Raw genomic sequence first — 24872 nt, forward strand, 5'->3', positions numbered from 1 at the left:
GGGCCCCGTCCCCCACCCCGCCCATTGCCCGGCCCACCCCATTATGACTAGCCTGTGTTCGTCATCCCGATCGTCTGTTGAAATATCGAACACAAGGGAGGGGCCGCTCGTGGGACGCCTCGTACCTGCCGTGACCCGCGCTCTCGACATACTCGAGCTCTTCCTGGACGGAGACGGCACGCTCTCCGCGCCCGACATCGTGCGCAGACTCCAGCTGCCGCGCACCACCGTGCACGAGCTGGTCACCACGCTCGCCGCACGCTCGTACATCGTGCAGGTGCCGGGCCAGCCCGGACGCTACCGGCTCGGGGTGCGGCCGTACCAGCTCGGCAGCCGGTACGCCGAGCAGCTGGACCTCGCGGCCGAGGGCCAGCAGGTCGCCCGCTCCGTCGCCGAGACCTGCGACGAGACCGTGCACGTGGCGATCCTGGAGGGCACCGACGTCATCTACATCGCGAAGGTGGACTCCACGCACGCCGTGCGCATGGTCTCCGCCGCCGGACGCCGGCTGCCCGCGCACTGCACCTCCGTCGGCAAGATGCTGCTCGCCTCGCTCCCCGATTCCGAACTGAGCTCGCGCGTCCCGGGCGACTCGGCGCTGCCCGCGATGACGCCGAACAGCATCACCGATCCCGCCGTCCTGCGCGAGGCCCTCGCCGAGATCCGCCGGCGCGGTGTCGCCGTGGAGAACCGGGAGTCCAACCCGGACGTCAGCTGTGTCGCGGCCCCGGTGCGGGACCGCACGGGGCAGGTCGTCGCCGCGCTCTCCATCTCCGTCCCGATGATCCGCTGGAGCGACGACCGTCTCGGCGAGCTGGAGCAGCTGGCCGCGAAGGGCGCCGCCGAGCTGTCCGAGCGGCTCGGCCACCGGAGCGTGGGATGAGCGCCGAGGTCGCCGTCCGCGCGTACGCGGCCCTCGGTGAGGGGCCGACGTGGGACACCGCCGCGCGGCGGCTGGTCTGGGTCGACATCCTCGGCTCCCGGGTCCACACGTACGACCCGGTGACCGGCCGTGCCACGGTCATGGTCACCGAGCAGCACGTGGGCGCCGCCAAGCCGCGGGCGGGCGGCGGTCTGGTGGTCAACCTCCGCGACGGCGTGGCGCTGTACGGGCCGCCGGGCACCGGGGAGGGCTTCCGCTGGCTGCACCGCGAGCCCGTCCCCGGCCGCCGCGGCAACGACGCCGCCGTCGCTCCCGACGGCTCGCTGTGGACCGGCACCATGCGCTACGACGAGGCACCGGGCGGCGGCACGCTGTCCCGGATCGCCCCCGACGGCACCGTGCGGACCGTCCTCGACGACGTCGCCGTCAGCAACGGCACCGGGTGGAGCCCCGACGGCCGGCTGATGTACTACGTGGACTCGCCGACCCGCAGGATCGACGTCTTCGACCTGGACGGCGGGCAACTGCCCGGCGGCAGGAGGCCGTTCGCGGTGATCGAGGAGGGCGCAGGCTTCCCCGACGGGCTCACCGTCGACGCCGACGGCTGTGTGTGGGTGGCCCTGTGGGACGGCGGTGCGGTGCGCCGCTACACGCCGTCCGGCGAGCTGGACCGGGTCGTGCACCTGCCGGTTCCGCGTCCCACCGCCTGCGCGTTCGGCGGGGAGGGCCTGACCGACCTGTACATCACCACGGCCCGTACGGGACTTCGGGCGCCGCACCCGCTGTGCGGTTCGGTGCTGGTGGTCCCCGGCGCCGGGAAGGGGCTGCCGCAGCCCGCGTTCGCCGGCTAGTCCGGCCGGTCCGACTGCCCCGAAGCCCCCGCCCGGCACCGTCCGGACGGGGGTTTCGGCATGCCCGGTGTGCCCGCCCGGCGTCCGCCCCGCCGCACCCGCTCCGCGCCCGCCCCGCCGTGGCCCAACGTCCGGTATCCCGCACGTTGTTCGGAAGTTCTGCGCAAAGCATTGACGCGCACGCGCTTCGAATTTACGGTCCCGTTCGAAGTTACGAGCACCTGACGAAATCTCGAACAGTAAGGGCAGGGCATGGGACGACCTGGCCTGAATCGCAGGCACATCCTGACGGGACTGGGCGGACTGACGGTCGCGGGAAGCCTCGGCTTCGCCGCGCTCGGCACCGGCGCGGACGCACTCGCCTCCGATGCGAGCACACGCGTCCGCTACTGGAACCTCTTCAGCGGCGGCGACGGGTACAACATGATCGCGATGCTGGACGCCTTCCGTAAGGCGAATCCGGCCATCGACGTGAAGGACTCCACCCTCCAGTGGGGCAATCCCTACTACACCAAACTCGCCATGGCGGCCTCCGGGAGCCGCGCACCCGACCTCAGCGTCATGCACCTGGGACGCGTCGCCGGCTTCGCACCGGGCCGGCTCCTGGACCCCTGGGACACGGAGCTGCTCGCCAGGTACGGCATCCGCGAGGAGGACTTCAGCCCGGCGCTGTGGAAACGCGCCGTCGTCGACGGAAAGCTCTACGCGCTCCCGCTCGACATCCACGCCCAGCTGACCTTCTACCGCAAGGACGTCCTGAAGAAGGCGGGCCTCCTCGGCGACGACGGCCGGATCGTGCCGATCACCTCCACGAAGGAGTGGTTCGACGCGCTCAGGACGGCGAAGAAGGCCACCAGGCGGGGCCTGCAGACCATCGGCATCCACGCCAACGACCAGAACTTCGCCTGGTGGTTCTTCGTCACCTTCTACGCCCAGCTCGGCGGGAGCTACTTCGATCCGGCGATGACGGACGTCGTCTTCGACGAGGGCCGGGCGACCGAGGTCCTGGAGTTCCTGCGCCGGCACGTCACCGACGGGTACGCCGTCGCCGGGGCGGCCGACGCCGAGCAGTTCATGAACGGCTCGCCGTTCGTCTGGGAGGGCAACTGGTCCGTGCCCGTCTACTCCGGCGCGAAGATCGAGTACGGCGCGAGCCCGCTGCCCGCCGTCTTCGGCAGGCAGGCCACCCACGCCGAGTCGCACGCCTTCGTCCTGCCGCACCAGTCGGCCCGGGGCGGCTCCGCGAACGAGGCCGCGCACGAGCTGGCCGCCTACATCGTCAAGAACGCCGTCGCCTGGGCGGCGGGCGGCCACATCCCCGCCTACACCCCGACCCTCGAATCGGCCGCCTACCGCAAGCTCACCCCGCAGAGCGAGTACGTCTCGGCCATGGACCACCAGGCCACCGAGCCGAAGGCGTGGTTCGCGGGCTCCACCGGCACGCTCGCCGCCCGCATCGGGCCCGTCGTCGCCTCCTCCAACCTCGGCTCCACGAAACCGGCCGCGGCCGCGCACCGCATGAGGAACGTGCTCGAACAGCTGCTGGCCATGAAGAACCCGATGGACGGCCGGACCGCCGCGCAGGGAGGGACCGCATGACGACGACCAGTGCCGGGGCCGCGCTCGCCCCCGCCCCGCAGTCGGTACGTTCCGCCGACACCGGGGACACGGACAGCGTCCGGGCCCGCTTCGGCCGGGGACTCCAGCACGGCGGCTGGTTCGTCGCGCCGTTCCTCGCGCTGTTCGCCCTGTTCGTGATCTGGCCGGTCCTGCGGGGCGTCTACCTGAGTTTCACCGACGCCAACGTCTCGGGCGTCGGGGCGGGTTTCGTCGGCTGGGACAACTACCGCGAGGCCTTCGGCGACCCGCTGGTGTGGGACTCCCTCGGCCACAGCGCCTACTTCACCCTGCTGGTGGTGCCCTGCATCACCGTCCTCGCCTTCGTGATGGCGATGCTCGCCCACCACATCGAGCGCGCCAAGTGGCTGTGGCGGCTGTGCTTCTTCGCCCCGTTCCTGCTGCCGTCCACGGTCGCGGGGAACCTCTGGCAGTGGCTGTTCAACCCCGGCACCGGCATGGTCAACCACGTCCTCGGCACCGACACCCCCTGGCTCACCGAGAAGTCCACGGCGATGCTCGCCGTCGTCATCACCACCCTCTGGTGGACCGTCGGCTTCAGTTTCCTGCTCTACCTCGCCGCCCTCCAGGGCATCCCCGCGCACCTCTACGAAGCGGCGAAGCTGGACGGCGCGAACGCCTGGCACCGCATGGTGCACATCACCCTGCCGATGCTGCGCAACATCACCGGACTCGTCGTCGCCCTCCAGATCCTCGCCTCGCTCCAGGTCTTCGACCAGGCCGTCGTGATCTACGACTTCGGCCCCGGGCCCGAGGAAAGCACCCGCACCTTCGTCCAGTACACCCTCGAAGAGGGCTTCACCAGCTACCGCGTGGGCTACGCCTCCGCGATCTCCATCATCTTCTTCGTGATCATCGCGTCCGTCGCCGTCGGCCGGATGTGGCTGCTGCGCAAGCGTGAGGAGGGCGTGCGATGACCGCAACGCAGATACGGGCCGGGGCCAACTCCCGGATCAGGAAACCCTGGACCGCAAGTCAGATCGTCCTGACCCTGCTCGGGGTCGCCCTGTCCGCGGTGTGGACGGCCCCCCTGGCCTGGGCCCTGTTCACCTCGCTCAAGTCGGAGACCGAGGCCGTCGAGGTGCCGCCGCACTGGCTGCCGGAGGTGTGGACGACCCAGGCGTGGTCGGCGATCTTCGAGACCGGGAACATCACCAACTGGTTCGTGAACTCGCTCGTCGTGTCCGTCTGCGTCACGGCCGTCGTGCTGCTGGTCAGCGCGCTCGCCGGCTACGGCTTCGCGCGCACCGAGTTCCGCTTCAAGGGCCCGCTGCTGGGGCTCGTCATGATGGGCCTCATGGTGTCGCCCGCCGTTCTCGGCGTGCCGCTGTTCACCACCGTCCAGCAGATGGGGATGGTCGACACCTACTGGGGCATGATCCTGCCGCAGTGCGCGCCGGCCGCGATGGTCTACATCCTCTACAAGTTCTTCCAGGGCATCCCGCGCGAGCTGGAGGAAGCGGCGTTCATCGACGGGGCGGGCCGCTGGCGGGTCTTCTTCACCATCATCGTGCCGCTGTCGCGCCCGTCCCTCTCCGCGGTCGGCATCTTCACCTTCATCGCGTCCTGGAACAACTTCCTGTGGCCGTACATGGTGACCAACAACCCCGACCTGATGACCATGCCGAACGGCATCGCGACCGTCATGAACTCCTACGGCATCCAGTGGGCCCAGCTCATGGCCGGCGGTCTGATGGCCGGACTCCCGCTCGTCCTCGTCTTCGTCTTCTTCCAGCGCCAGATCGTCGCGGGCGTCGCCCACACGGGACTGGCGGGCCAGTGAGCATCCGCACCGCGCTGACCGCCGTACTGACGGCGGCGGCCCTCGCCCTCCTGCCGGGCACGGCGCAGGCCGCCGCCAACTACCCCGACCCGCTGCCCCTGGACGGCCAGGAGATCATCCACGATCCGACCGTCGCGCGGCTGAAGTCCGGCCAGTACGTGGCGTACTCGACCGGCGGCGTCATCGGCGCCCGCCTCTCGAAGGACCGGGTGCACTGGACGGACGAGGGCAACGCCTTCGCCGAGCCGCCGGGCTGGTGGTACGAGTACAACGACACGGGTGACCCGTGGGCCCCCGACCTCTCCTACCGGGCCGGCCGCTACTGGCTCTACTACGCCGTCTCCTCCTGGGGCACCAACCACTCGGCGATCGGCGTGGCCACCTCCCGCTCCGGCCTCCCCGGCACCTGGACCGACCACGGCAAGGTGTTCGCCTCGGAGACGACCGACTCCTGGAACGCCATCGACCCCGCGGTCGTGCGGTCCCGCGGCCGGCTGTGGATGACGTTCGGCTCGTACTGGACGGGCATCCGCATGGTCGAGCTGAACCCGCGCACGGGCAAGGCGGTACCCGGCGCCACGGTCCGCCACCTGGCGACCCGCCCCGACGCCCCGTACGCCGTGGAAGGCCCCGACATCGTCCGGCACGGCCGCTACTACTACCTCTTCGCCTCCTACGACACCTGCTGCGCGGGCGTGAACTCCACGTACAGGATCCGCGTCGGCAGATCGACGAGCGTCACCGGCCCGTACCTGGACAGCGAGGGCACCCCGCTCCTGGAAGGCGGCGGCGACCTGGTGCTGGAGGGCCACGGCAGATACGTCGGCACGGGCGGCCAGTCCGTCTTCCGCGACCGGGGACAGGACTGGCTGGCGTACCACTACTACGACGCGGAGGACGCCGGCACTCCCAAGCTCGGCCTCAACCGCCTGCGCTGGGCCGGAGACGGCTGGCCCCGCGTCACCTAGCAGCAGGGGGGCCGTACCAAGGTGCGGCCCCGGCGCGCTCAGCCACGGCGCACCCGCACCCGCCGACGAAACAAGAACACCCGTCCCGAAAGGCGACCATGCACGACACGGCACGCTTCACGCTCGACCCCGCCTTCACCGTCGGTGAGGTGAACCCCCGGATCTTCGGCTCGTTCGTGGAACATCTCGGCCGCTGCGTCTACACCGGCATCCACGAGCCCGGGCACCCCACCGCCGACGAGGCGGGCCTCCGCCAGGACGTCCTCGACCTGGTGCGGGAACTCGGCGTCACCGCCATCCGCTACCCCGGCGGCAACTTCGTCTCCGGCTACAAGTGGGAGGACTCGGTGGGCCCCGTCGAGGACCGGCCCCGCCGGCTCGACCTCGCCTGGCGCTCCACCGAGACCAACCGCTTCGGCCTGTCCGAGTACATCGCCTTCCTCAAGAAGATCGGCCCGCAGGCCGAACCGATGATGGCCGTCAACCTCGGCACACGCGGCGTCGCCGAGGCACTCGAACTCCAGGAGTACGCCAACCACCCGGCGGGCACCGCGCTGTCCGACCTGCGGGCGGCGCACGGCGACAAGGACCCGTTCGGCATCCGGATGTGGTGCCTCGGCAACGAGATGGACGGGCCCTGGCAGACCGGGCACAAGACCGCCGAGGAGTACGGACGCCTCGCCGCCGAGACGGCCCGCGCGATGCGGCAGATCGACAAGGACGTGGAACTGGTCGCCTGCGGCTCCTCGGGCCAGAGCATGGAGACGTTCGCCGCGTGGGAGGCGACCGTGCTCCAGGAGACGTACGACCTGGTCGACTACATATCCCTGCACGCCTACTACGAGGAACTCGACGGCGACCGCGACTCGTTCCTCGCGTCGGCCGTCGACATGGAGTCCTTCATCGACAACGTGGTGGCGACCTGCGACCACGTCGGCGCCCGCCTGAAGTCGAAGAAGAGGATCAACCTCTCCTTCGACGAGTGGAACGTCTGGTACCTCTCCCGGGCGGACGCCGAGGTCAGCCGGGCCGACTGGGCCGAGGCGCCGCGCCTGCTGGAGGACCGGTACACCGTCACGGACGCCGTGGTCTTCGGCTCCCTGCTCATCGCGCTGCTGCGGCACGCGGACCGGGTGACCGTCGCCTGCCTCGCCCAGCTCGTCAACGTCATCGCGCCGATCATGACGGAGCCGGGCGGGCCGGCCTGGCGGCAGACCACGTTCTTCCCCTTCGCCCAGGCCTCGAAGTACGGCCGCGGCCGGGTCCTCGACGTCCGGGTCGACTCGCCGGTGTACGAGACGAGCAAGTACGGCGAGGCCGACCTGCTGCACGCCACCGCGGTGCGCGCCGAGGACGGCTCCGTCACCGTCTTCGCGGTGAACCGCAGCCAGCGCGAACCACTGCCCCTCGAAGTCGCCCTGCACGGACTGCGGTTGACCTCGGTTGTCGAGCACAGCGCGCTGGCGGACGCCGACCCGGAGGCCAGGAACACCCTCGCCGACCCGGAGCGGGTGGCGCCGCACCCCGTCGAGGGCACGACCCTTCGGGACGGCACGCTGCACGCCGTGCTGGAGCCGCTGTCCTGGAACGTGATCCGGCTGGCCTGACCCCCGGACACCGGCCGGCGGAGCCCGCCAACGTCAGGCGGACTCCGCCGGCCGCGACACGAAGGCGGCCCAGGCGGCCGGGGAGAGCGCGAGCCGGGCCCCCTGCGGGTCCTTGGAGTCACGGACGTGGACGGTGGCGGGGGTGAGGGCGACCTCTACGCAGTCGCCGTCGCCGCTGCTGCTGTACGTCGACTTGCGCCATGCGATGGCGACCTCGACGCAATCCCCCGAACCACTGCTGCTGTAGCTGGACTTGAACCAGGTCGGTTCGCTGGTGCTCATAAGGCTCCTCGCATCCGCTGTAACAGGCTCACGGAGTCTTCGAAGGTGAGAGCTTGCGAACGCATCCTGGCATACCTCCTCTGGAGGACGCTGACCTCTTTCGAGTCGGTGAAGAGCAGGCCGCCGCGCTGGCCCTCGTTATAGGCGTACCACCTGGCGTCCGGCGTCTCCAGCAGCTGGATGGGTCCCGCCAAACCCGCATGCGACTCCCGCAGTATGGGCATGACCTGGATCTCGATGTTCCGCAGGCCCGCCATCTCCAGGACATGGAAGAGCAGTTCGCGGGTGCATTCCACTCCACCGGTGCGCCGGAGGAACAACTGCTCCTCCAGGATGAAGCTGAACGTCGTGTTCGGCCGTTCGAGGAGCAGCCGTTGACGGTTCGCGCGTGCCGCCCACTGCACATCGATCTGCTCGTTGTGCAGGGGTGGCAGCTGATCGTCGAACAGCTGCCGTGCGTACGCCTCCGTCTGCAACAACCCGGGGATCAACCGGCACTCGTAGGTACACAGTGTGATTGCCACGGCCTCCAGTCGTGCCCACTGCCGGAACCACGCCGCCAGTCCCGGCTGGCGTGCCAGGTGGCCCGCCGCCTTCCGTAACGCGCCCGTGTTGCCCAGTACCGCCTCCGCGCGGTCGACCAGCGCCGGGTCCGGCATCCGGCGGCCCAACTCCACCGACGCCACCGTGTGTTTGGAGAACCGGACCAGGTCCGCGAACTCCTCCCGGCTCAGTCCCGCATGCTCGCGCAACGCCTGGACGACCGCTCCGAACGTCCGCAGACTGTCGGACGACTCCGGCTCGCTCCCGCCCGCACCCACCGCTCCATCGACCACCACCGGTCACCTCCCGCGCCTATGGTCACGGGCAGTCACCGGTACTGTCCAGCCCGTGACCGCGTACGCTCGCGCGGCGTACGCGGCGCGGACCTGGTGAAGCGGGCCCCGGGCCCGCCAGATTGGGCGCATGAACGCACCGCCCACGCGCCCAGGCCCGGTCACCGTACGTATGTTCACCCAGCGGCTAAGCGCCACGCCCCGGGGTGCCCGGCTGGCCAGGTACCTCGCCCTGAACCAACTCCACGCCTGGGGTGTCCCGTACGGCGGCGACACCTCGGACGCCGTGGCCGTGATCGTCGCGGAGCTGGCCGCCAACGCGGTGACGCACGGACGCGTGCCGGGCCGGGACTTCGAGCTGCGGCTCTCGCTCGTCCCCGGCAGCGTCCGCGTCGAGGTCACCGACACGTGTACGGGCCCGCGTCCGCCCGGCCCCGGCGACGTACGGGCGCCGGGGCCGCTCGACGAGGCGGGGCGCGGTCTGCTGCTCGTCGGCGCGCTCGCCGACCGGTGGGAGGTGGTGGACCGGGAACCGCCGCCCGGCAAGACGGTACGGGCCGAGGTCGACCTGCCGGGCGGCGGGCGGCGCGTCAGCTCCGCTCGACGCCCAGCGTGAGCGTGCCGGTGTAACCGGCGGAGGCGGAGCTGCCCAGGGCGGTGAGGGTCAGGAGGCCGGACGAGGCGCCTCCGTCGTCGTAGACGGAGTCCTGGGCGAGGGTGGTGCGAGTGACCGTGTTGGTCGAGTACGGCGAGACCCTGGCGACCTTCGCGGTGGTCGTCTCGCTGAAGAACAGCTGACCGGTGTGGAGTTCCTGACCTCCGGTGAACGAGCCGTCCGAGGTGAGCATGACGTTCGTGTGCACCTTGACGTGGATGTGCACGCAGCGGCCCCGGTACCAGCCGGGGTAGATCGTGGTGATGTTCGCGACGCCGGCGGAGTTCGTCAGTACGCCGCCGCGCAGGAAGGTGCCGTCGTCCGGTTCGTCGTGGCCGTTGTTGCCGACGAAACCGGAATACTCGCCGAGGGCGTCGCTGTGCCAGATCTCGACCAGCGCGTTGCCGAGCGGGACGCAGGTGTCGTCGTCGACGACGGTGAGCGCCAGCTTGAGCGGGACGCCCGCCTTGCCCTCGGTGACGTCGGCGCGGACGAGCTGTCCGTCGAGGTAGTAGGGGCCTTCGGTCATCTCCTTCGTGAGGGTGCAGACGGCCGCGGCGGCCGCGGGAGCCGCATCGGCCGTGGGGGTTCGGGGCGCGGCGGCGCCCACGGTCAGGGCGGCGGCCGTGGCGCCGGTGGCGATCAGTACGGTCCGGCGCCCGATCGGGCTGGTGCTCGAAGTGTCTGTCATGAACACGGCACCGTAGAAGCGGAAGCTGTCCGCGGGCTGTCAGTTCGGCAAAGTGACGCTTCGTCAAGTGCGTTGCAGGACAGGCAAGTTGAAGTCGTTGACGTTCGTTGCTGCGTGAACCATTGACGCGCAAGGGGTTCGATTCTACGTTCCGTCCGAAGTCACGATCGCCGTTCGAAATAGCGAACGGATAGCCGTGTCCCCCACCTCAAGGAGCGTCAGCGTGAGCCGCACCTCCCGCACCTCCCGCAGGACCGCACTCCTCTCCCTCCCCGCCGCGGTCCTGCTCGCCCTCGTCCCGAGTACGGCCTCGGCCTACCCCAACCCCGGCACGGTCACCGGCAGTGTCGTCGTGCACGACCCGACGATGGTCCGCACCTCTGCCGGCCGCTACCTGCTCTACGCCACCGGAGGCGGGCTCGGCTTCCGGAGCTCCACCGACCGCGTCGCGTTCAGCTCGGGATCCGACGCCTTCACCACCAAACCCGGCTGGTGGTCGTCCTACGCCACCGAGGCCTGGGCGCCCGACATCTCCTACCACGGCGGCAAGTACCTGATGTACTACGCCGTCTCGACCTTCGGGTCGAACAGGTCGGCCATCGGCCTCGCCGCCTCGACGACCGGGCTGCCGGGCTCCTGGACCGACTACGGGACCGTCTACACCTCCACCACCGCCAGCGACTACAACGCCATCGACCCGAACCTCTTCGTCGACGACGACGGCAAGTGGTGGCTCTCGTTCGGCAGTTGGTGGACCGGCCTCAAGATGATCCGGATCGACCCGGCGACCGGCAAGCAGCTGGCAGGCAGCACGACCCGCTACTCGATCGCGTCCCGCCCCACCGGCACGAAGGCCGTCGAGGCGCCCTTCGTCGTCAAACGCAACGGCTACTACTACCTGTTCGCCTCGTACGACACGTGCTGCAACGGCACCGGCTCCACGTACAAGGTCAAGGTCGGCCGGGCCACCAGTGTCACAGGTCCCTACTACGACAAGAACGGCGTCGCCCTGACGAACAACGGCGGCACCCCCGTCCTGGAGTCGCACGGCCGGTACATCGGCCCCGGCGGCCAGTCGGTCATGGCGGACTCGGACGGCGACCTGATCGTCTACCACTACTACGACGGCAACGACAACGGGACGCCCAAGCTCGGCGTCAACCTCCTGAACTGGAGCAGCGGATGGCCCGTCGCCTACTGACCCTGCTGGCGGCGCTCCTGCTCGCCCTGTCCCTCGGGCAGTCCCCGGCGAGCGCCGCCACGTTCACCAACCCCGTCAAGGCGGTCAAGGGGGCCGACCCCTGGATCACGTACCACGACGGCAACTACTACCTGGTGACGACGAGCTGGAGCAGCGTCATCACCATGCGCAGGTCGGCGACGCTGGCCGGGCTCGCGACCGCGCCGAGCGTGCAGGTCTGGCAGGGCGACGCCGCCTCGCGGTGCTGCAACATCTGGGCACCGGAGCTCCACTACTCCGGCGGCCACTGGTACCTGTACTACGTCGCGGGACAGAACGTCTCCGACTACGTGCCGACCCAGCGCACCCACGTCCTGGAGAGCGCGGGCGCCGACCCCATGGGCCCGTACACCTACAAGAACCGGCTGAACAGCGCCTGGATGCTCGACCCCACGGTGGCGAGCGTCAACGGCGGTCTGTATCTGTTCGGCAGCGCGAACGGCGGCGGGACCCAGAACATCGTCGCGGCCCGGATGTCCAACCCGTACACGGTCAGCGGCTCCTTCTCCACCATCTCCACGCCGGTCCACTCCTGGGAGAAGTCGGGCGGCCCGGTGAACGAGGGGCCGGAGATCCTCCAGCGCAACGGCAGGACGTACCTCGTCTACTCGGCGAGCGGCTGCTGGACCGCCGACTACAAGCTCGGTCAGCTCGCGCTCACCGGCCCGGACCCGCTCGCCGCCTCGTCCTGGACGAAGAAGACGACCCCGCTCTTCCAGCGCAACGACGCGGCCGGCGTGTACGGCCCGGGGCACAACGGCTTCTTCACCTCACCCGACGGCACCGAGAGCTGGATCGTCTACCACGCCAACGACTCCGCCTCCGAGGGCTGCGACAACGGGCGCACGACCCGGGCGCAGAAGTTCACCTGGAACGCCGACGGCTCGCCGGACCTCGGTACGCCGGTGGCGCTCGGCGCGGCCCTGACGGGACCCTCCGGGGAACCGTCGTCCGCCGCGACGGCCTACACCCTCACCAACCGCAACAGCGGCAAGTGCCTCGGGGTGGAGGGGAGTTCGACCGCGGACGGCGCCGACGTCCGGCAGTACACGTGCGGCGGCGGCAACAACCTGAAGTGGCGCGTCCAGGACCAGGGGGACGACACCAGCCGGCTGGTCAACGTCGCCTCCGGGAAGGTGCTCGACACCGCCGACTGTTCGAGCGCCGACGGAGCCGACCTGCGCCAGTGGTCCTGGCTCGACAACACCTGCCAGCGCTTCCGGTTCGTCGTCACGGACGGCGGCTTCGTGCGGGTCGTGAACCAGGCCGGCGGCAAGGTCGCCGACGTCGCCGACTGCTCCACGGCCGACGCCGCCGACGTACGGCAGTGGTCGTGGCTGGGGAACACCTGCCAGCAGTGGAGACTCACCCCGGCTTAGCGTGCGCGGGAGGAAGGCGGTGGTCGCCTCCCGCCCCGTCGCTAGGGCCTGTCGTTTGGATCATGCCGGCGTCGCGGGGTCTGGCACGCACATCTGCGGCGTTGTCGTCGGTCGCCGACGCTCCGCGTCGACTCCCTCCTCCGCCTTGCAGCTGTACGCGCCAGACCCCGCTCGGGTCGGTCAGGACGAACCGTCGGTCATAGCCAGCCTGATCCAAACGACAGGCCCTAGCCGACCTGGTGGTACACGGGGCCGGCCGCCGGCCAGCCGGCGGGCTGGGGCTGGGCCTGCGGCGGCTGGGCGGGCGGCGGCTGGGTGTAGCCCCTGACCTGGGCGGCGGTCAGTCCTCCCGCGGCGCCCAGCCCCGTCGCCCTGCCACCGTACGAGGTGTCCGCGCCGCCGTACGAGGTGTCCGTGCCGCCGTACTGCGGAGCCTGCGCGGCGGCGGCCGGGCCGGGCATGCCGGTCTGGGCGACGGCCGTCAGACCCCCGGCGGGCGCCGGTGCCATCGCGGGCATCGCCGCCGCCGGGGCCGGCATCACCGCGGCCGGTGCCGGGGCCGGTGCGAGGCCCGGCATGGCGCCGGGAGCCTGTCCGGGCCAGGCGTCGGCCTGCGCCGCAAGGCCCTGCGTGCCCGCCCCGTTCGTGGCGCCGACCAGCCGGTCCACCGCCGCCGTGCCCGAGCTGTAGCTGATGCCCTGCTCGGGCACGGCGGCTCCCCTCCTGGTCCCGTAGAGCACCTGTTCCAGGCCGGACACCAGGCGACGCACGTCCACCTGGGGGCGCACCACGAGCCGCAGGAAGCGGCTGGACGAGCCGATCTTGTTGCCGCACTCGCGGACCAGGATGCGGTGCTCGGTGAGCAGCCGGTCCCGGACCACGGTGCCCTCCGCGCCCACCGGCAGCCGCACGAAGAGGAAGTTGCCCTGCGACGGGTAGACCGTCAGGCCGGGCAGGGCGGAGAGGTGGCGGGCCATGTCGAGCCGGTCCCGGCGGACCATGTGCAGGCTCTCCAGGTACTCGGCGCCGTGCTCCTTGAGCATGAACACCACCGTCTCCGCGAAGGAGTTCAGGTTCCACTTGGGCAGCATGGTGCGGACCTTGCCGGCGAGCGCCGGGTTCGCGACCAGGTAGCCGAAGCGGATGCCGTGCAGGCCGAAGTTCTTGCCGAGGCTGCGCAGCACGATGACGTTGGGCCGCATCACGGCGTCCTCGACCACGCTGGGCTCGGACTCGGCGTCGGCGAACTCCAGGAACGACTCGTCGATGATGACCAGGTCCAGGTCGGCCATCGCGTCCATGAACTGCACGACCGAATGCCGCGGCAGGAAGCCGCCGTCGGGATTGTTCGGGTTGCAGATGACGGCGACGCGCGAGCCGCGGGCGCGGATGAACTCCGCGTACTGGGCGAGGTCGAGGGCGAAGCCGCTGGACTCCTGCAACGGGAACATGTCGACGCGCTTGCCGGTCTCCATCGGCTGGTCGGTCCACCGGCCGAAGGTGGGGACGGGAATGGCGAGCGACTCCCGCACCAGCAGATGGTCGATCCAGGTGATGAGCTCCGTCGAACCGTTGCCCATCGCCACGCACTGCGGCGGCAGCCTGAGCAGGCTGCACAGCTCGGCCGTGATGGTGTCCGCGCTGCTCGGGTAGTACGTGATGATCTCGCGCAGCCGCCCGGCCAGCTCGTCGAACATGGCCGGTGTGGGGAAGTACGGGTTGCACGGGATGCAGAAGTCCACCGGGCCGGCCCCGTCGCCCTCACGCGTCAGCGCGGCCATCGAGGGGCTGTGCGCCGCCGTGCTGCGGAACAGCGAGGTGACGTTGTCGGCCATGGAACCTCCGTAGGGGGCGGGCCCGGTGGGGAGGTCCGGCCCGCCGTCTTGGGCGGCCCGTGCGGGGGAGCACGGGCCGCCCTCTCATACGGACACGGAGGTGGCGCTGTTCAACTCGTGTGTGTTCGGTGAGAGTCCGGCACCCGGGGCAACCGAAGGGCCTCGAGAGGCGTCAGGTGCCCGGGAGCCGTCGTGGTGCGGTGCGTCGCGGGGACCGTCAGGCCCCGAACGAGTGCACCGTCGTCGTCCGGTACGTCTGACCGGGCCGCAGCACCGTGGACGGGAACGACGGCTGGTTCGGCGAGTCCGGGAAGTGCTGCGTCTCCAGGCACAGCGCGTCGCCCTGCCGGTAGATGCGGCCCCCGGTGCCGACGAGCGTGCCGTCCAGGAAGTTGCCGGAGTAGAACTGGAGCCCCGGCTCCGTCGTCGCGATCTTCAGGGTGCGGCCGGAGGACGGGTCCCGCAGGGCGGCGACCTGCACGGGCCTGGCCGTGCTGCCCTTGTCCAGCACCCAGTTGTGGTCGATGCCCTTGCCGTACAGCAGCTGCTGGTCGGCCTCCCGGATGTCCTCGCCGACGGTCTTGGTCCGGCGGAAGTCGAAGGGGGTGCCGGCGACCTTCGCCAGCTCGCCGGTGGGGATCAGACCCGAGTCGACGGGGGTGTAGCGGGAGGCGGCGATGCTCAGCTCGTGGTCGTAGACCGAGCCGCTGCCCTCGCCCGCCAGGTTCCAGTACACGTGGTTGGTGAGGTTGACGACGGTGGCCTTGTCGGTGGTGGCCGCGTAGTCGATCCGCCAGTCGCCGTGCCGGGTCAGGGTGTAGGTGACCTTGACGCGGAGCGTGCCGGGGTAGCCCATCTCGCCGTCGACGCTCGTGTGGTGCAGCACCAGTCCCACGTCGGAGCCGGAGGTGAAGCCCTCGACGTCCCAGACCCGCTTGTCGAAGCCCTTGGCCCCGCCGTGCAGGCTGTTCTCCCCGTCGTTGACGGACAGCTGGTACGCCTTGCCGTCGAGCGTGAACCTGCCCTTGGCTATGCGGTTGCCGTACCGGCCGATGAGCGCGCCGAAGTACGGACTGGAGGCGACGTAGTCCTCGATGTTGTCGAAGCCGAGGGACACGTTCTTGTGGCGGCCGTGCCGGTCGGGAATCTCCAGGGACTGGACGATGCCGCCGTACGACAGGACCTTCAGCCGCGTGCCGCCGTTCTCCAGCGACCAGCGGTGGACCTTCGTGCCGTCGGCGAGCTTGCCGAAGAGTTCCTTCACCGGCTTCCGGCCGGCCGCGCCGTGGGCCGTGCCGGCCGTGGCGGCGGTGAGTCCCGCGGCGGCGGCCGCCGCGATGACGGTGCGTCTGCTTGCTTCCATGTGCGGCTCCCTCTGGTTGCGGCTCGGTTCGCCTCCGGGGCGCCCCGGCCGGTGCCGGGCCGACGACCGTGCTCGGCCCTGCGGGCCTTCGCGCGTTCGCCGTCCCGGCACCGACGCGCCCCTTCGGCTCTCTCGCCTGCTTACGAACCGACCTTGCGCTTGTTCCACACGTCGAAGCCGACCGCGGCCAGCAGGACCAGGCCCTTGATGACCTGCTGCCAGTCGCTGCCGACGCCGACGAGGTTCATGCCGTTGTTCAGCACGCCCAGGACGACGCCACCGATGATCGCGCCGAGGACCGTGCCCACACCGCCGCTCATCGACGCACCGCCGATGAACGACGCGGCGATCGCTTCGAGTTCGAAGTTCACGCCCGCCTTGGGAGAGGCCGCGTTGAAGCGGGCCGCGAAGACCAGGCCCGCCAGGGCCGCGAGCATGCCCATGTTGAGGAAGACCAGGAAGGTGACCTTCTTGTCCCGCACACCGGACAGCTTGGCCGCGGGAAGGTTGCCGCCGATCGCGTACACGTGGCGTCCGATGACGGCGTTGCGCATCACGTAGCCGAAGCCGACGACGAGGACGCCGAGGATGATCAGCACCACGGGGGCGCCCTTGTAGCTGGCCAGCATCATCGTGACCGTGAGGACCGCCGCGACCAGCGCGACGAGCTTCAGCAGGAAGAGCTTGGCGGGCGGCACGTCGAGCGCGAACTCCTGCTGCCGCCTGCGGTCACGGACCTCCTGGATCACCACGAAGGCGATCACGGCGAAGCCGAGCAGCAGCGTGAGGTTGTGGTAGTTGGTGTCCGGGCCGACCTCGGGCAGGAAGCCGTTGGCGACCTTCTGGAGGCCGTCGGGGAACGGGCCGAGCGTCTGGCCCTCCAGGAAGATCTCCGTCAGACCGCGGAACAGCAGCATCCCGGCGAGGGTGACGATGAACGACGGTATGCCGAGATACGCGATGAAGAACCCTTGCACCGCCCCGGCGACCGCGCCCAGCGCCAGGCACAGCACCACGGCGACCGGCCAGGCCACGTCGTGCTCGACCATCAGCACCGCCGCCACCGCGCCCACGAACGCCGTGAGCGAGCCGACCGACAGGTCGATGTGGCCGGCGATGATGACGAGCATCATGCCGATCGCGAGGATCAGGATGTAGCTGTTCTGCAGGACCAGGTTGGAGACGTTGCGCGGCAGCAGCAGGTCTCCGTCGGTCCACACCGCGAACAGGACGACGATCAGTCCGAGAGCGATCAGCATCCCGTACTGCCGCATGTTGCGGCGCATGCCGTCCATGATCAGCTGCAGCAGGCCGTCGCCCTCCGCCGGTCCGCCCTTGCCGGCGGGAGCCGGCGCGGGGCTCTTGGCGGTCACATTCGTGCTCATCCCTCTTACCTCTTGTCCTTCGTCATCTGGCGCATCAGCACTTCCTGCGTGGCCTCGGCCCGCGACACCTCACCGGTCAGCCGGCCCGCCGCCATCGTGTAGATGCGGTCGCACATGCCGAGCAGCTCAGGCAGCTCGGAGGAGATGAAGACGACCGCCTTGCCCTCGGCGGCCAGCTTGTCGATGACCGTGTAGATCTCGAACTTGGCGCCCACGTCGATCCCGCGGGTCGGCTCGTCGAGGATCAGCACGTCCGGGCCCGCGAAGATCCACTTGCTGAGGACGACCTTCTGCTGGTTGCCGCCCGACAGCTTGCCCACCGGTTCGAAGACGGTGGGCGCCTTGATGTTCATGGACTTGCGGAAGCCCTCGGAGACCTGACGCTCCTCGTGCTCGTCCACGATGCCGCGCCGGGAGACCTTCCCGAGGGCGCTGAGCGAGATGTTGCGGTTGATCGTGTCGATGAGGTTGAGGCCGTAGTGCTTGCGGTCCTCGGTCACGTACGCGATGCCGTGCTTCACCGCCTCGGGCACGCTCTTCGTACGGATCTCCGCGCCGTCCTTGAGGACCGTGCCGCCCGCGTACCGGCCGTAGGTGCGCCCGAAGACGCTCATCGCCAGCTCGGTGCGCCCGGCGCCCATCAGTCCCGCGATCCCGACGATCTCCCCGCGCCGCACGGAGATCGACACGTCGTCGACCACCTTGCGCTGCTGGTCGATCGGGTGGTGCACGGTCCAGTTGCGGATCTCCAGGGCCGGTGCCGCGCCCGCCTCGGGCCGGTGCGGGGTGCGCTCCGGGAAGCGGTGGTCGAGGTCGCGGCCGACCATGCCGCTGATGATCCGGTCCTCGGTGGTCTCCGGCGCCTTCACGTCGAGCGTCTCGATGGACCGCCCGTCGCGCAGGATCGTCACCGAGTCCGCGACCCGCTCGATCTCGTTGAGCTTGTGCGAGATGATGATCGAGGTGATGCCCTCGTCCTTGAGACCCAGGATGAGGTCGAGCAGCTTGCCGCTGTCCTCGTCGTTCAGAGCCGCCGTCGGCTCGTCGAGGATCAGCAGCTTCACCTTCTTGGAGAGCGCCTTGGCGATCTCGACGAGCTGCTGCTTGCCCACACCGATGTCGGCGACGCGCGTGTCGGGGTGTTCGGCCAGCCCGACCCGCCGCAGCAGTTCGCTCGCGTGCTTCAGCGTCTCGCTCCAGCTGATGAACCCGCGCGTGGCGTGTTCGTTGCCGAGGAAGATGTTCTCCGCGATGGAGAGATACGGCACCAGCGCAAGCTCCTGGTGGATGATCACGATGCCCTGCTGCTCGCTCGCCCGGATGTCCTTGAACCGGCAGGTCTCCCCTTCGAAGAGGACCTCCCCGTCGTAGGTCCCGTGCGGGTGGACGCCGGAGAGGACCTTCATCAGGGTCGACTTGCCGGCGCCGTTCTCCCCGCAGATGGCGTGGACCTCGCCCGGGCGGACGCTCAGAGAGACGTCCGACAGCGCCTTGACGCCGGGAAAGGTCTTGACGATCGAGCGCATTTCCAGGACGGGTCCCGCCATGGTCGTGCCTACCAATCCTTGAGTACGCGGCGGTTAGTTGAGGTCGCTTTCCTTGATGTAGCCGGAGTCGACGACGGTCTCCTTGTAGTTGGACTTGTCGACGTTCACCGGGTCGAGGAGGTAGGCGGGCACGACCTTCGCGCCGTTGTCGTAGGTCTTGGTGTCGTTGACCTCGGGCTTCTTGTCGTTGAGCACCGCGTCCACCATCTGCGCGGCCACCTCCGCGAGCTTGCGGGTGTCCTTGTAGACGGTCTGCGTCTGCTCACCGGCGATGATCGACTTCACCGAGGCGACCTCGGCGTCCTGGCCCGTGACGATCGGCAGCGGCTTGCTCTTGCTGCCGTAGTCGTCCGACTTGAGCGCGGACAGGATGCCGATCGAGATGCCGTCGTAGGGCGAGAGCACCGCGTCCACGCGGCCGTTCTTGTACGCCGAGGTCAGCAGGTCGTCCATGCGCTTCTGCGCGGTGCCGCCGTCCCAGCGCAGCGTGGTGACCTGGTTGAGCTTCGTCTGGCCGGACTTGACGACCAGCTGCTTCTTGTCGATGTACGGCTGGAGGGCGTTCATGGCGCCCTGGAAGAAGTACTTGGTGTTGTTGTCGTCGTTCGAGCCCGCGAACAGCTCGACGTTGAACGGGCCCTTCTTGCTGCCGTCCTTCAGGCCCAGCTTGTCGACGATGTAGCCGCCCTGGAGCTCGCCGACCTTCTCGTTGTCGAACGAGGCGTAGTAGTCGACGTTCTTGGTGCCGAGGATGAGGCGGTCGTAGGAGATCACCGGGATGTCCGCGTCGGCCGCCTGCTGGAGCACGTTGTCCAGCGACTTGTTGTCGATCGCCGCGACGATCAGGGCCGAGACGCCCTGCGTGATCATGTTCTCGATCTGCGAGACCTGGGTGTCGGGGTCGTCCTCGCCGTAGACCAGCTTCGTCTTGTAGCCGGCCGACTTCAGGTTCTTCTCGACGTTCGCGCCGTCGGCTATCCACCGCTCGGAGGACTTGGTCGGCATCGCGATGCCGACGGTGGAGCCCTTGGCGCTCTTGTCCTTGGACTCGCTGCCGCCCTCGCTGTCCTGCCCGCAGGCCGAGAGGGTGAGGGCGAGGGAGGCGGCGGTGGCTACGGAGGCGAGCACTGCTCTGCGATTGCGCATGATCATCTTCCTTGATGTCCGGGCGGGGCTCGGTCGGGCGGTACGGGGGCGGTGCGAGGAGCGACCGAGACGAGGTGTGTGGGATTGTGTGCGGCTGCGTGGTCTTTTGTGAAGGGCTGAGTTCAGAACGTTACGACGGAGTTGCGAACCGCCTGAGCGGGCCGGGCAGCCGGGACCCGAGCGGCGCCATGTCGCCGTCCGCGCCGTGCCGCGCGAGCAGGTCCAGGGCCAGCCGGCCGCGCCGCACCCGCTCCCGGGCGGTGTCCAGCGTCACGTCCCGCAGGTGGGCGCCGTAGGGGTAGATCGCCGGCGCCTTGGACAGGCCGAACTTGAGGTAGAGCGGGGCGCCGCGCCGGATCAGCTCGGCGACCTCGTACATGCGCACATAGCCGCCGAGATCGTCCGGGGCCTCTATGTACATGTCCATCGGGGCGGCGGACGCCCGGCGGATCTCGGTGAGGTGGTCGAGCGTCAGGTCGCTGGGCACATTGACGGAGTCCGCGCCGAGCTGCTCGTACACGGCGTACGCGGCCGGGTTGACCGGGCCGATCAGCGCCGAGACCTTCAGGGTGGTGTCCGCCGGGATGAGGCCGGCCCCGCGGGCCCGGTGCAGCGTCCACAGCACACCCTCGTCGGCGACGAGCAGGCACGTGACGCCCAGCTCCGTCGCCCGGACGGCGTCCTCGACGCAGCCGGCCACCGCGTCGTGACCCCGGGCGCGCAGCCCGCCGCCGCGGGAGTCCGTGCGCACGGAGCCCCCGATGTCCCAGGTGCCGCGCGGGCCGGTGAACAGGCACAGTTCGATGTCGCGTTCACCGGTGGACTCGACCATCTCGGTGATCTCGGCGTCGGTCAGCATCCACACGCCGCTGCCCTGGCTGATCCGGTGGATCGGCACGTCGAGCCGCGAGGACTCCTTGAGGACCACCGCGAGCGCCTCGGGCCCTTCGACGGAGGGAACCTCGGTGCGCCAGCGGCCGCCGCCCGGGAAGGTGTGCGGAGAGGCGTCGGCGGGGGAGAGGGCGGGCGCGGCCATGCCGAGTGCGGTGAGCGCCTGCTCGCCGGGTCGACGGGGCGCCGCAGGGGGAGCGTCGGTCACAAGCTGTCCTTCAGGTTCGATATTTCGGACGAAGTTCGTGGCATTGGGTGTACGCCGGTACGAAGCGTCAGGGTCTTTCGTACCGGCGTACGGCTCAGGGACGCAGCAGGACCTTGCCGACCTCCGGGTCGCCGGACCCCACCAGCTCGATGGCCCGGGGGAACTCGGCGAGCGGCAGCTCGTGCGTGACCAGGGGCAGCGGGTCGAGCAGTCCGGCGCCGAAGACCCGCACCGTGTGCGCCCAGGCGTCCGGCGGCGCCCCGAACACGGTGTGCACCTCCAGCTGCCGTACGACGAGATCGGTGGGGTCGAGGCCCTCGGCGCCCGGGGCCGGGATGCCGGTGAGGACCAGGCGTCCGCCGCGCCGCAGCAGGGAGGCGGCGGTGCGCGCGGCGGACGCCGACCCGGCGGTCTCGATCACGACGTCGAAGTCGCCGGGCAGTTCCTCGTCCCGGGTGCGGAAGCCGGTGGCGCCGAAGTCCCGCGAAAGCCCCTCCCGGTCCCGGCGGGTGCCGACCACGAGCAGCTCCGCGGGCGAACCCGCGTGCAGGAACTGCACCGCGAACATCCCGAGGGTGCCGGTGCCGACCACGGCCACCCGCTCGCCGGGCCGCGCGTTCGCCTTCAGCGCCGCCGCCGCGATGCAGGCGGCCGGCTCCAGGAGCGCGGCGGCCGTCAGGTCGGCGTCCTCGGGCAGGACGTGGAGCAGCCGGGCCGGTAGGGTCAGCGTCGACGCCATCGCGCCGGGCTGGGTGAAGCCGGTCTCCTCGTAACCCGCCGTGCACAGGGTGGTCTCGCCCGCGTGGCAGCGGTCGCACACCTGGCAGTTGCGGAAGCCCTCGCCGACCACCTTGCGGCCGACGAGCTCCGGCGGGACGCCCGCCCCGACCGCCTCCACGGTCCCGGACCACTCGTGGCCCGGCGTGAGGGGGTAACGGACGTAGCCCTCGGGCCGGTTGCCCTGGTAGACCTCGCGGTCGCTGCCGCAGATGCCGACCGCGTGGACGCGGACCAGCGCCTCACCGGACGCCGGCCGCACCGGTTCGTGCGCGGTCAGCCGGTGCTCGCCCGGCGCGTCGACGACGACCGCGCCGCTCACTGCGTGCCCTTCGGCCTGCGCTGCTCCCAGCCTTCCGCCCACAGGTCGAACCGGGCCTGCTGCTGCGGGAACTCCGCCGCCGCGTCCACGTCCAGCTCGACGCCGAGACCGGGCGCGTGGGACAGCTCGAAGTAGCCGTCGACGACCTGCGGGGCCCCCTTCACGACCTTCTTGATCTCCGCGTCCGCGAAGTCGTTGAAGTGCTCCAGGATCTTGAAGTTCGGTGAGGTGAAGCCGACCTGGAGGCTCGCGGCGGTCAGCACCGGGCCGCCCACGTTGTGCGGGGCGACCAGCATGTAGTGGGTCTCGGCGGTCGCCGCCAGCTTCCGGGTCTCCCAGATGCCGCCGATGTGGCCGACGTCGGGCTGGATGATGTCGACGGCCTGGCTCTCGAAGAGCTCGCGGAACTCGATGCGGTCGTGGATGCGCTCACCCGTGGCCACCGGGATGTCGACCTTGGCGGCCACCTTCTCCAGCGCCTTCAGGTTCTCCGGCGGGACCGGCTCCTCCAGCCAGGCCGGCTTGAAGGGCGCGAGGTCGCGGGCCAGGCGGACGGCGGTGGCGGGGGAGAAGCGGCCGTGCATCTCCAGCATCAGCTCGGCGTCCGGGCCGATCGCGTCGCGTACGGCCTCGATGAGCGAGACCGCGTACAGGCTCTGCTCGTGGTCGAGCTCGAAGTGGCCGGTCCCGAACGGGTCGATCTTCAGCGCCCGGTAACCGCGCGCCATGACCTCCTGCGCCGCCTTGTGGTACGCCTCCGGGGTGCGCTCGGTGGTGTACCAGCCGTTGGCGTACGCCTTCACCCTGTCGGTGACCTTGCCGCCCAGCAGCTGCCACACCGGCACGCCGAGCGCCTTGCCCTTGATGTCCCAGCAGGCCATCTCGATCACCGCGATGCCGGACATCACGATCTCGCCGGCCCGCCCGTAGTCGCCGAACTTCATGCGGCGCACGAGGTCCTCGAGGGCGAACGGGTCGGAACCGAGGATGTGGTTGACCTCGGCCTCCCGCAGGTAGCCGAGCAGCGCGTCGGTGTGCCCCAGCATCCGGGTCTCGCCGACTCCCGTGAGTCCTTCGTCGGTGTGCACCTGGACGTAGGTCAGGTTCCGCCACGGCGTCCCGACCACGTGCGTGCTGATTCCCGTGATGCGCACGGCATTTACTCCCTTGTGCTCTGAGTCTGTTCGAAATTTCGTCACACGTTCGAAATGCTGGCGTGACAGTAAGGACGCGGCCCCGGAGGTGTCAATGGGTCGAACGCAACCGGCGACGACGTATTTCGGCGGTATGCCGCGCTCGTGCCGCCCGCGACACCGCACGGCGCCGGTCCGGCGGGCCGGAATCCGGGGTTCCCCACACAACTTTCACGACTGGGACTATGAACGTGACCTGAGAGGAACCTAGTCTTCCGGCGTCATGGACTACTGCCAGCCGTGCCGAAGGCACCTCAACGGCGCCCTCGCCTGCCCCGGGTGCGGCACCCCGGCCGAAGCGTGCCGGGCCCACGCCGACGCGCCCGAGGGGCCCGCGGCGACGGACGCCGCCGCAGAGCCGTACGGGGACGGCGCCGAGCGTCCCGGCCGCGCCGCCGCCCGCCGGCAGGGACGCGGCGGCGGGACCCGCGGCGAAAGCGCGGGGCGGGCGGGACGGCGTGACCGCAGGGCCGCCGCGCACCGGCGCCGGCGGCGCACGGCCCTGCTGGCGGGTGCCGGACTGCTGCTCGCGGCCGGCGGGCTGAGCCTCGCCGAACTCGGCATAGAGGTCCCGGGCTCCGCGCCGAGCACCGCGGCGGCCGGCGACGAGACGGCCGACGGCGGCTCGAAGTCCATCGAGGAAACCTCCGCACCGGGGGGCGGCGGCACGGGCGGCGGGGACGGTGCCCGTCCCTCCGGTTCGCCGGACGACTCCGCGTCCCCTTCGGCCTCCGAGTCCGCCGGGGACAAGAAGAAGGACGCGGACAAGGAGAAGGTGAAGGACGAGCCGGAGCAGTCGCCGTCCACGGACCCGCTCACCGGCACCTCGCCCTCGAACTCCGCCGTGACCGCGCCCCCCGAGACCTCAGCGCCCCCGACCGCGCAGCCCACATCGGCGGAACCCACCCCGGCACCGAGCCCCACCAGGACGTGCGACCGCTTCCTGTGGTGGTGCGCCTGACGCGCCCCGCCCGGCCGTGATGCGCCTGACGCGGGCTGCCCAGGTGGCGGTGTGCCTGAGGCCACCCGCCCCCGTGCGCCGTCGCCGGCCGCACGGCCCCCGTGCACCCGGCACATCTCGCCGTACCTGACCGAGCACATCAACCGGTTCAGCGAGTACAGCACCCACGAACCCGGCATCCAGCCCGACGCGTACGACCCGAAACTCGACGTCGACTTCACACCGCTGCGCGAACAGGACCCGACCGCCGCCGGACTCGGTCAGGCCGCTTGACGACCACGAGCCTCCCCGTGTGCGCACGGGGCCTGCAGTCGAAGCGGGGGGGGGGGGGGGGGGGGGTAGGGGGGGGGGGGGGGGGGGGTGTTTGTTTGTTGTTTTTTCTCTCATCGGGGTGTTGGTGCCTCCCGAGTCTCTGCCGGCAGGTTTCGTAC

23 protein-coding genes are annotated in these 24872 nt (G+C 70.2%); 12 read left to right on the plus strand and 11 right to left on the minus strand.

What is annotated here, in order from left to right; genetic code table 11:
* Window positions 1-109: 109 nt before the first annotated feature.
* The 7 genes from AC069T_RS29165 to arfA all read left to right on the plus strand — a co-directional run bounded on the left by AC069T_RS29165 (window position 110) and on the right by arfA (window position 7730).
* Window positions 110-883, plus strand: a complete 774-nt coding sequence (locus AC069T_RS29165; RefSeq protein WP_478785592.1) for an IclR family transcriptional regulator — start codon at window positions 110-112, stop codon at window positions 881-883.
* Window positions 880-1734, plus strand: a complete 855-nt coding sequence (locus tag AC069T_RS29170; RefSeq protein WP_478785593.1) for an SMP-30/gluconolactonase/LRE family protein — start codon at window positions 880-882, stop codon at window positions 1732-1734. The genes AC069T_RS29165 and AC069T_RS29170 overlap by 4 nt, the downstream gene beginning before the upstream one ends.
* Before the next feature lie 252 nt (window positions 1735-1986).
* Window positions 1987-3333: an extracellular solute-binding protein gene (locus tag AC069T_RS29175; protein WP_478785594.1), complete on the plus strand. Its 1347-nt coding sequence runs from the start codon at window positions 1987-1989 to the stop codon at window positions 3331-3333.
* Window positions 3330-4289, plus strand: a complete 960-nt coding sequence (locus AC069T_RS29180) for a carbohydrate ABC transporter permease (RefSeq protein WP_478785595.1) — start codon at window positions 3330-3332, stop codon at window positions 4287-4289. Before AC069T_RS29175 ends, AC069T_RS29180 begins: the two co-directional genes overlap by 4 nt.
* Window positions 4286-5155 carry a carbohydrate ABC transporter permease gene (locus AC069T_RS29185; RefSeq protein WP_478785596.1) on the plus strand — a complete coding sequence of 290 codons (870 nt, stop codon included), beginning with the start codon at window positions 4286-4288 and terminating at the stop codon, window positions 5153-5155. The genes AC069T_RS29180 and AC069T_RS29185 overlap by 4 nt, the downstream gene beginning before the upstream one ends.
* Entirely contained in the window at window positions 5152-6123 is a 972-nt protein-coding gene (locus AC069T_RS29190) for an arabinan endo-1,5-alpha-L-arabinosidase (protein ID WP_478785597.1), read from the plus strand. Before AC069T_RS29185 ends, AC069T_RS29190 begins: the two co-directional genes overlap by 4 nt.
* Before the next feature lie 98 nt (window positions 6124-6221).
* Window positions 6222-7730, plus strand: coding sequence for an arabinosylfuranosidase ArfA (arfA, locus tag AC069T_RS29195; protein ID WP_478785598.1), 1509 nt, complete (start codon window positions 6222-6224; stop codon window positions 7728-7730).
* Between the two features lie 33 nt (window positions 7731-7763).
* On the opposite strand, the gene AC069T_RS29200 is transcribed toward arfA, so the two are convergent.
* Entirely contained in the window at window positions 7764-8012 is a 249-nt protein-coding gene (locus AC069T_RS29200) for a DUF397 domain-containing protein (protein ID WP_478785599.1), read from the minus strand.
* Entirely contained in the window at window positions 8009-8848 is an 840-nt protein-coding gene (locus tag AC069T_RS29205; protein WP_478785640.1) for a helix-turn-helix domain-containing protein, read from the minus strand. The genes AC069T_RS29200 and AC069T_RS29205 overlap by 4 nt, the downstream gene beginning before the upstream one ends.
* Window positions 8849-8978: 130 nt before the next feature.
* On the opposite strand from AC069T_RS29205, the gene AC069T_RS29210 reads away from it, so the two are divergent.
* The gene (locus tag AC069T_RS29210; RefSeq protein ID WP_478785600.1) at window positions 8979-9464 is read left to right on the plus strand and encodes an ATP-binding protein; all 486 of its coding nucleotides are present in this window, start codon (window positions 8979-8981) and stop codon (window positions 9462-9464) included.
* On the opposite strand, the gene AC069T_RS29215 is transcribed toward AC069T_RS29210, so the two are convergent.
* Complete coding sequence (locus AC069T_RS29215) at window positions 9439-10194, minus strand: intradiol ring-cleavage dioxygenase (RefSeq protein ID WP_478785601.1); 756 nt, start codon at window positions 10192-10194, stop codon at window positions 9439-9441. The two genes, AC069T_RS29210 and AC069T_RS29215, sit on opposite strands and share 26 nt — an antisense overlap.
* Window positions 10195-10417: 223 nt before the next feature.
* On the opposite strand from AC069T_RS29215, the gene AC069T_RS29220 reads away from it, so the two are divergent.
* Complete coding sequence (locus AC069T_RS29220; protein ID WP_478785602.1) at window positions 10418-11395, plus strand: arabinan endo-1,5-alpha-L-arabinosidase; 978 nt, start codon at window positions 10418-10420, stop codon at window positions 11393-11395.
* Window positions 11377-12813 (plus strand): family 43 glycosylhydrolase, encoded by a 1437-nt coding sequence (locus tag AC069T_RS29225; RefSeq protein WP_478785603.1) that lies wholly within the window; start codon window positions 11377-11379, stop codon window positions 12811-12813. Before AC069T_RS29220 ends, AC069T_RS29225 begins: the two co-directional genes overlap by 19 nt.
* Window positions 12814-13040: 227 nt before the next feature.
* On the opposite strand, the gene AC069T_RS29230 is transcribed toward AC069T_RS29225, so the two are convergent.
* The 8 genes from AC069T_RS29230 to AC069T_RS29265 all read right to left on the minus strand — a co-directional run bounded on the left by AC069T_RS29230 (window position 13041) and on the right by AC069T_RS29265 (window position 23441).
* On the minus strand, window positions 13041-14648 hold the full coding sequence (locus AC069T_RS29230) for a pyridoxal phosphate-dependent aminotransferase (protein WP_478785604.1): 1608 nt from the start codon (window positions 14646-14648) through the stop codon (window positions 13041-13043).
* A 217-nt stretch (window positions 14649-14865) separates the two neighbouring features.
* Window positions 14866-16011 carry an aldose epimerase family protein gene (locus AC069T_RS29235; RefSeq protein WP_478785605.1) on the minus strand — a complete coding sequence of 382 codons (1146 nt, stop codon included), beginning with the start codon at window positions 16009-16011 and terminating at the stop codon, window positions 14866-14868.
* A 140-nt stretch (window positions 16012-16151) separates the two neighbouring features.
* The gene (mmsB, locus tag AC069T_RS29240; protein ID WP_478785606.1) at window positions 16152-17396 is read right to left on the minus strand and encodes a multiple monosaccharide ABC transporter permease; all 1245 of its coding nucleotides are present in this window, start codon (window positions 17394-17396) and stop codon (window positions 16152-16154) included.
* A 5-nt stretch (window positions 17397-17401) separates the two neighbouring features.
* Window positions 17402-18943 (minus strand): multiple monosaccharide ABC transporter ATP-binding protein, encoded by a 1542-nt coding sequence (mmsA, locus tag AC069T_RS29245; RefSeq protein ID WP_358856008.1) that lies wholly within the window; start codon window positions 18941-18943, stop codon window positions 17402-17404.
* A gap of 33 nt (window positions 18944-18976) precedes the next feature.
* On the minus strand, window positions 18977-20089 hold the full coding sequence (gene chvE, locus AC069T_RS29250; protein WP_478785607.1) for a multiple monosaccharide ABC transporter substrate-binding protein: 1113 nt from the start codon (window positions 20087-20089) through the stop codon (window positions 18977-18979).
* 130 nt (window positions 20090-20219) lie between these two features.
* Window positions 20220-21188, minus strand: coding sequence for a hypothetical protein (locus tag AC069T_RS29255; RefSeq protein WP_478785608.1), 969 nt, complete (start codon window positions 21186-21188; stop codon window positions 20220-20222).
* A gap of 94 nt (window positions 21189-21282) precedes the next feature.
* Window positions 21283-22287, minus strand: coding sequence for a zinc-dependent alcohol dehydrogenase (locus AC069T_RS29260; RefSeq protein WP_478785609.1), 1005 nt, complete (start codon window positions 22285-22287; stop codon window positions 21283-21285).
* Window positions 22284-23441 carry a mandelate racemase/muconate lactonizing enzyme family protein gene (locus tag AC069T_RS29265; RefSeq protein ID WP_478785610.1) on the minus strand — a complete coding sequence of 386 codons (1158 nt, stop codon included), beginning with the start codon at window positions 23439-23441 and terminating at the stop codon, window positions 22284-22286. The genes AC069T_RS29260 and AC069T_RS29265 overlap by 4 nt, the downstream gene beginning before the upstream one ends.
* Before the next feature lie 262 nt (window positions 23442-23703).
* Here AC069T_RS29265 and AC069T_RS29270 point away from each other — a divergent pair, with 262 nt between their 5' ends.
* Window positions 23704-24441 carry an SCO2400 family protein gene (locus AC069T_RS29270; protein ID WP_478785611.1) on the plus strand — a complete coding sequence of 246 codons (738 nt, stop codon included), beginning with the start codon at window positions 23704-23706 and terminating at the stop codon, window positions 24439-24441.
* A 51-nt stretch (window positions 24442-24492) separates the two neighbouring features.
* Entirely contained in the window at window positions 24493-24714 is a 222-nt protein-coding gene (locus tag AC069T_RS29275; RefSeq protein ID WP_478785612.1) for a hypothetical protein, read from the plus strand.
* Window positions 24715-24872 lie beyond the last annotated feature (158 nt).

It is taken from the genome of Streptomyces sp. NPDC043867 (genome assembly GCF_056435845.1).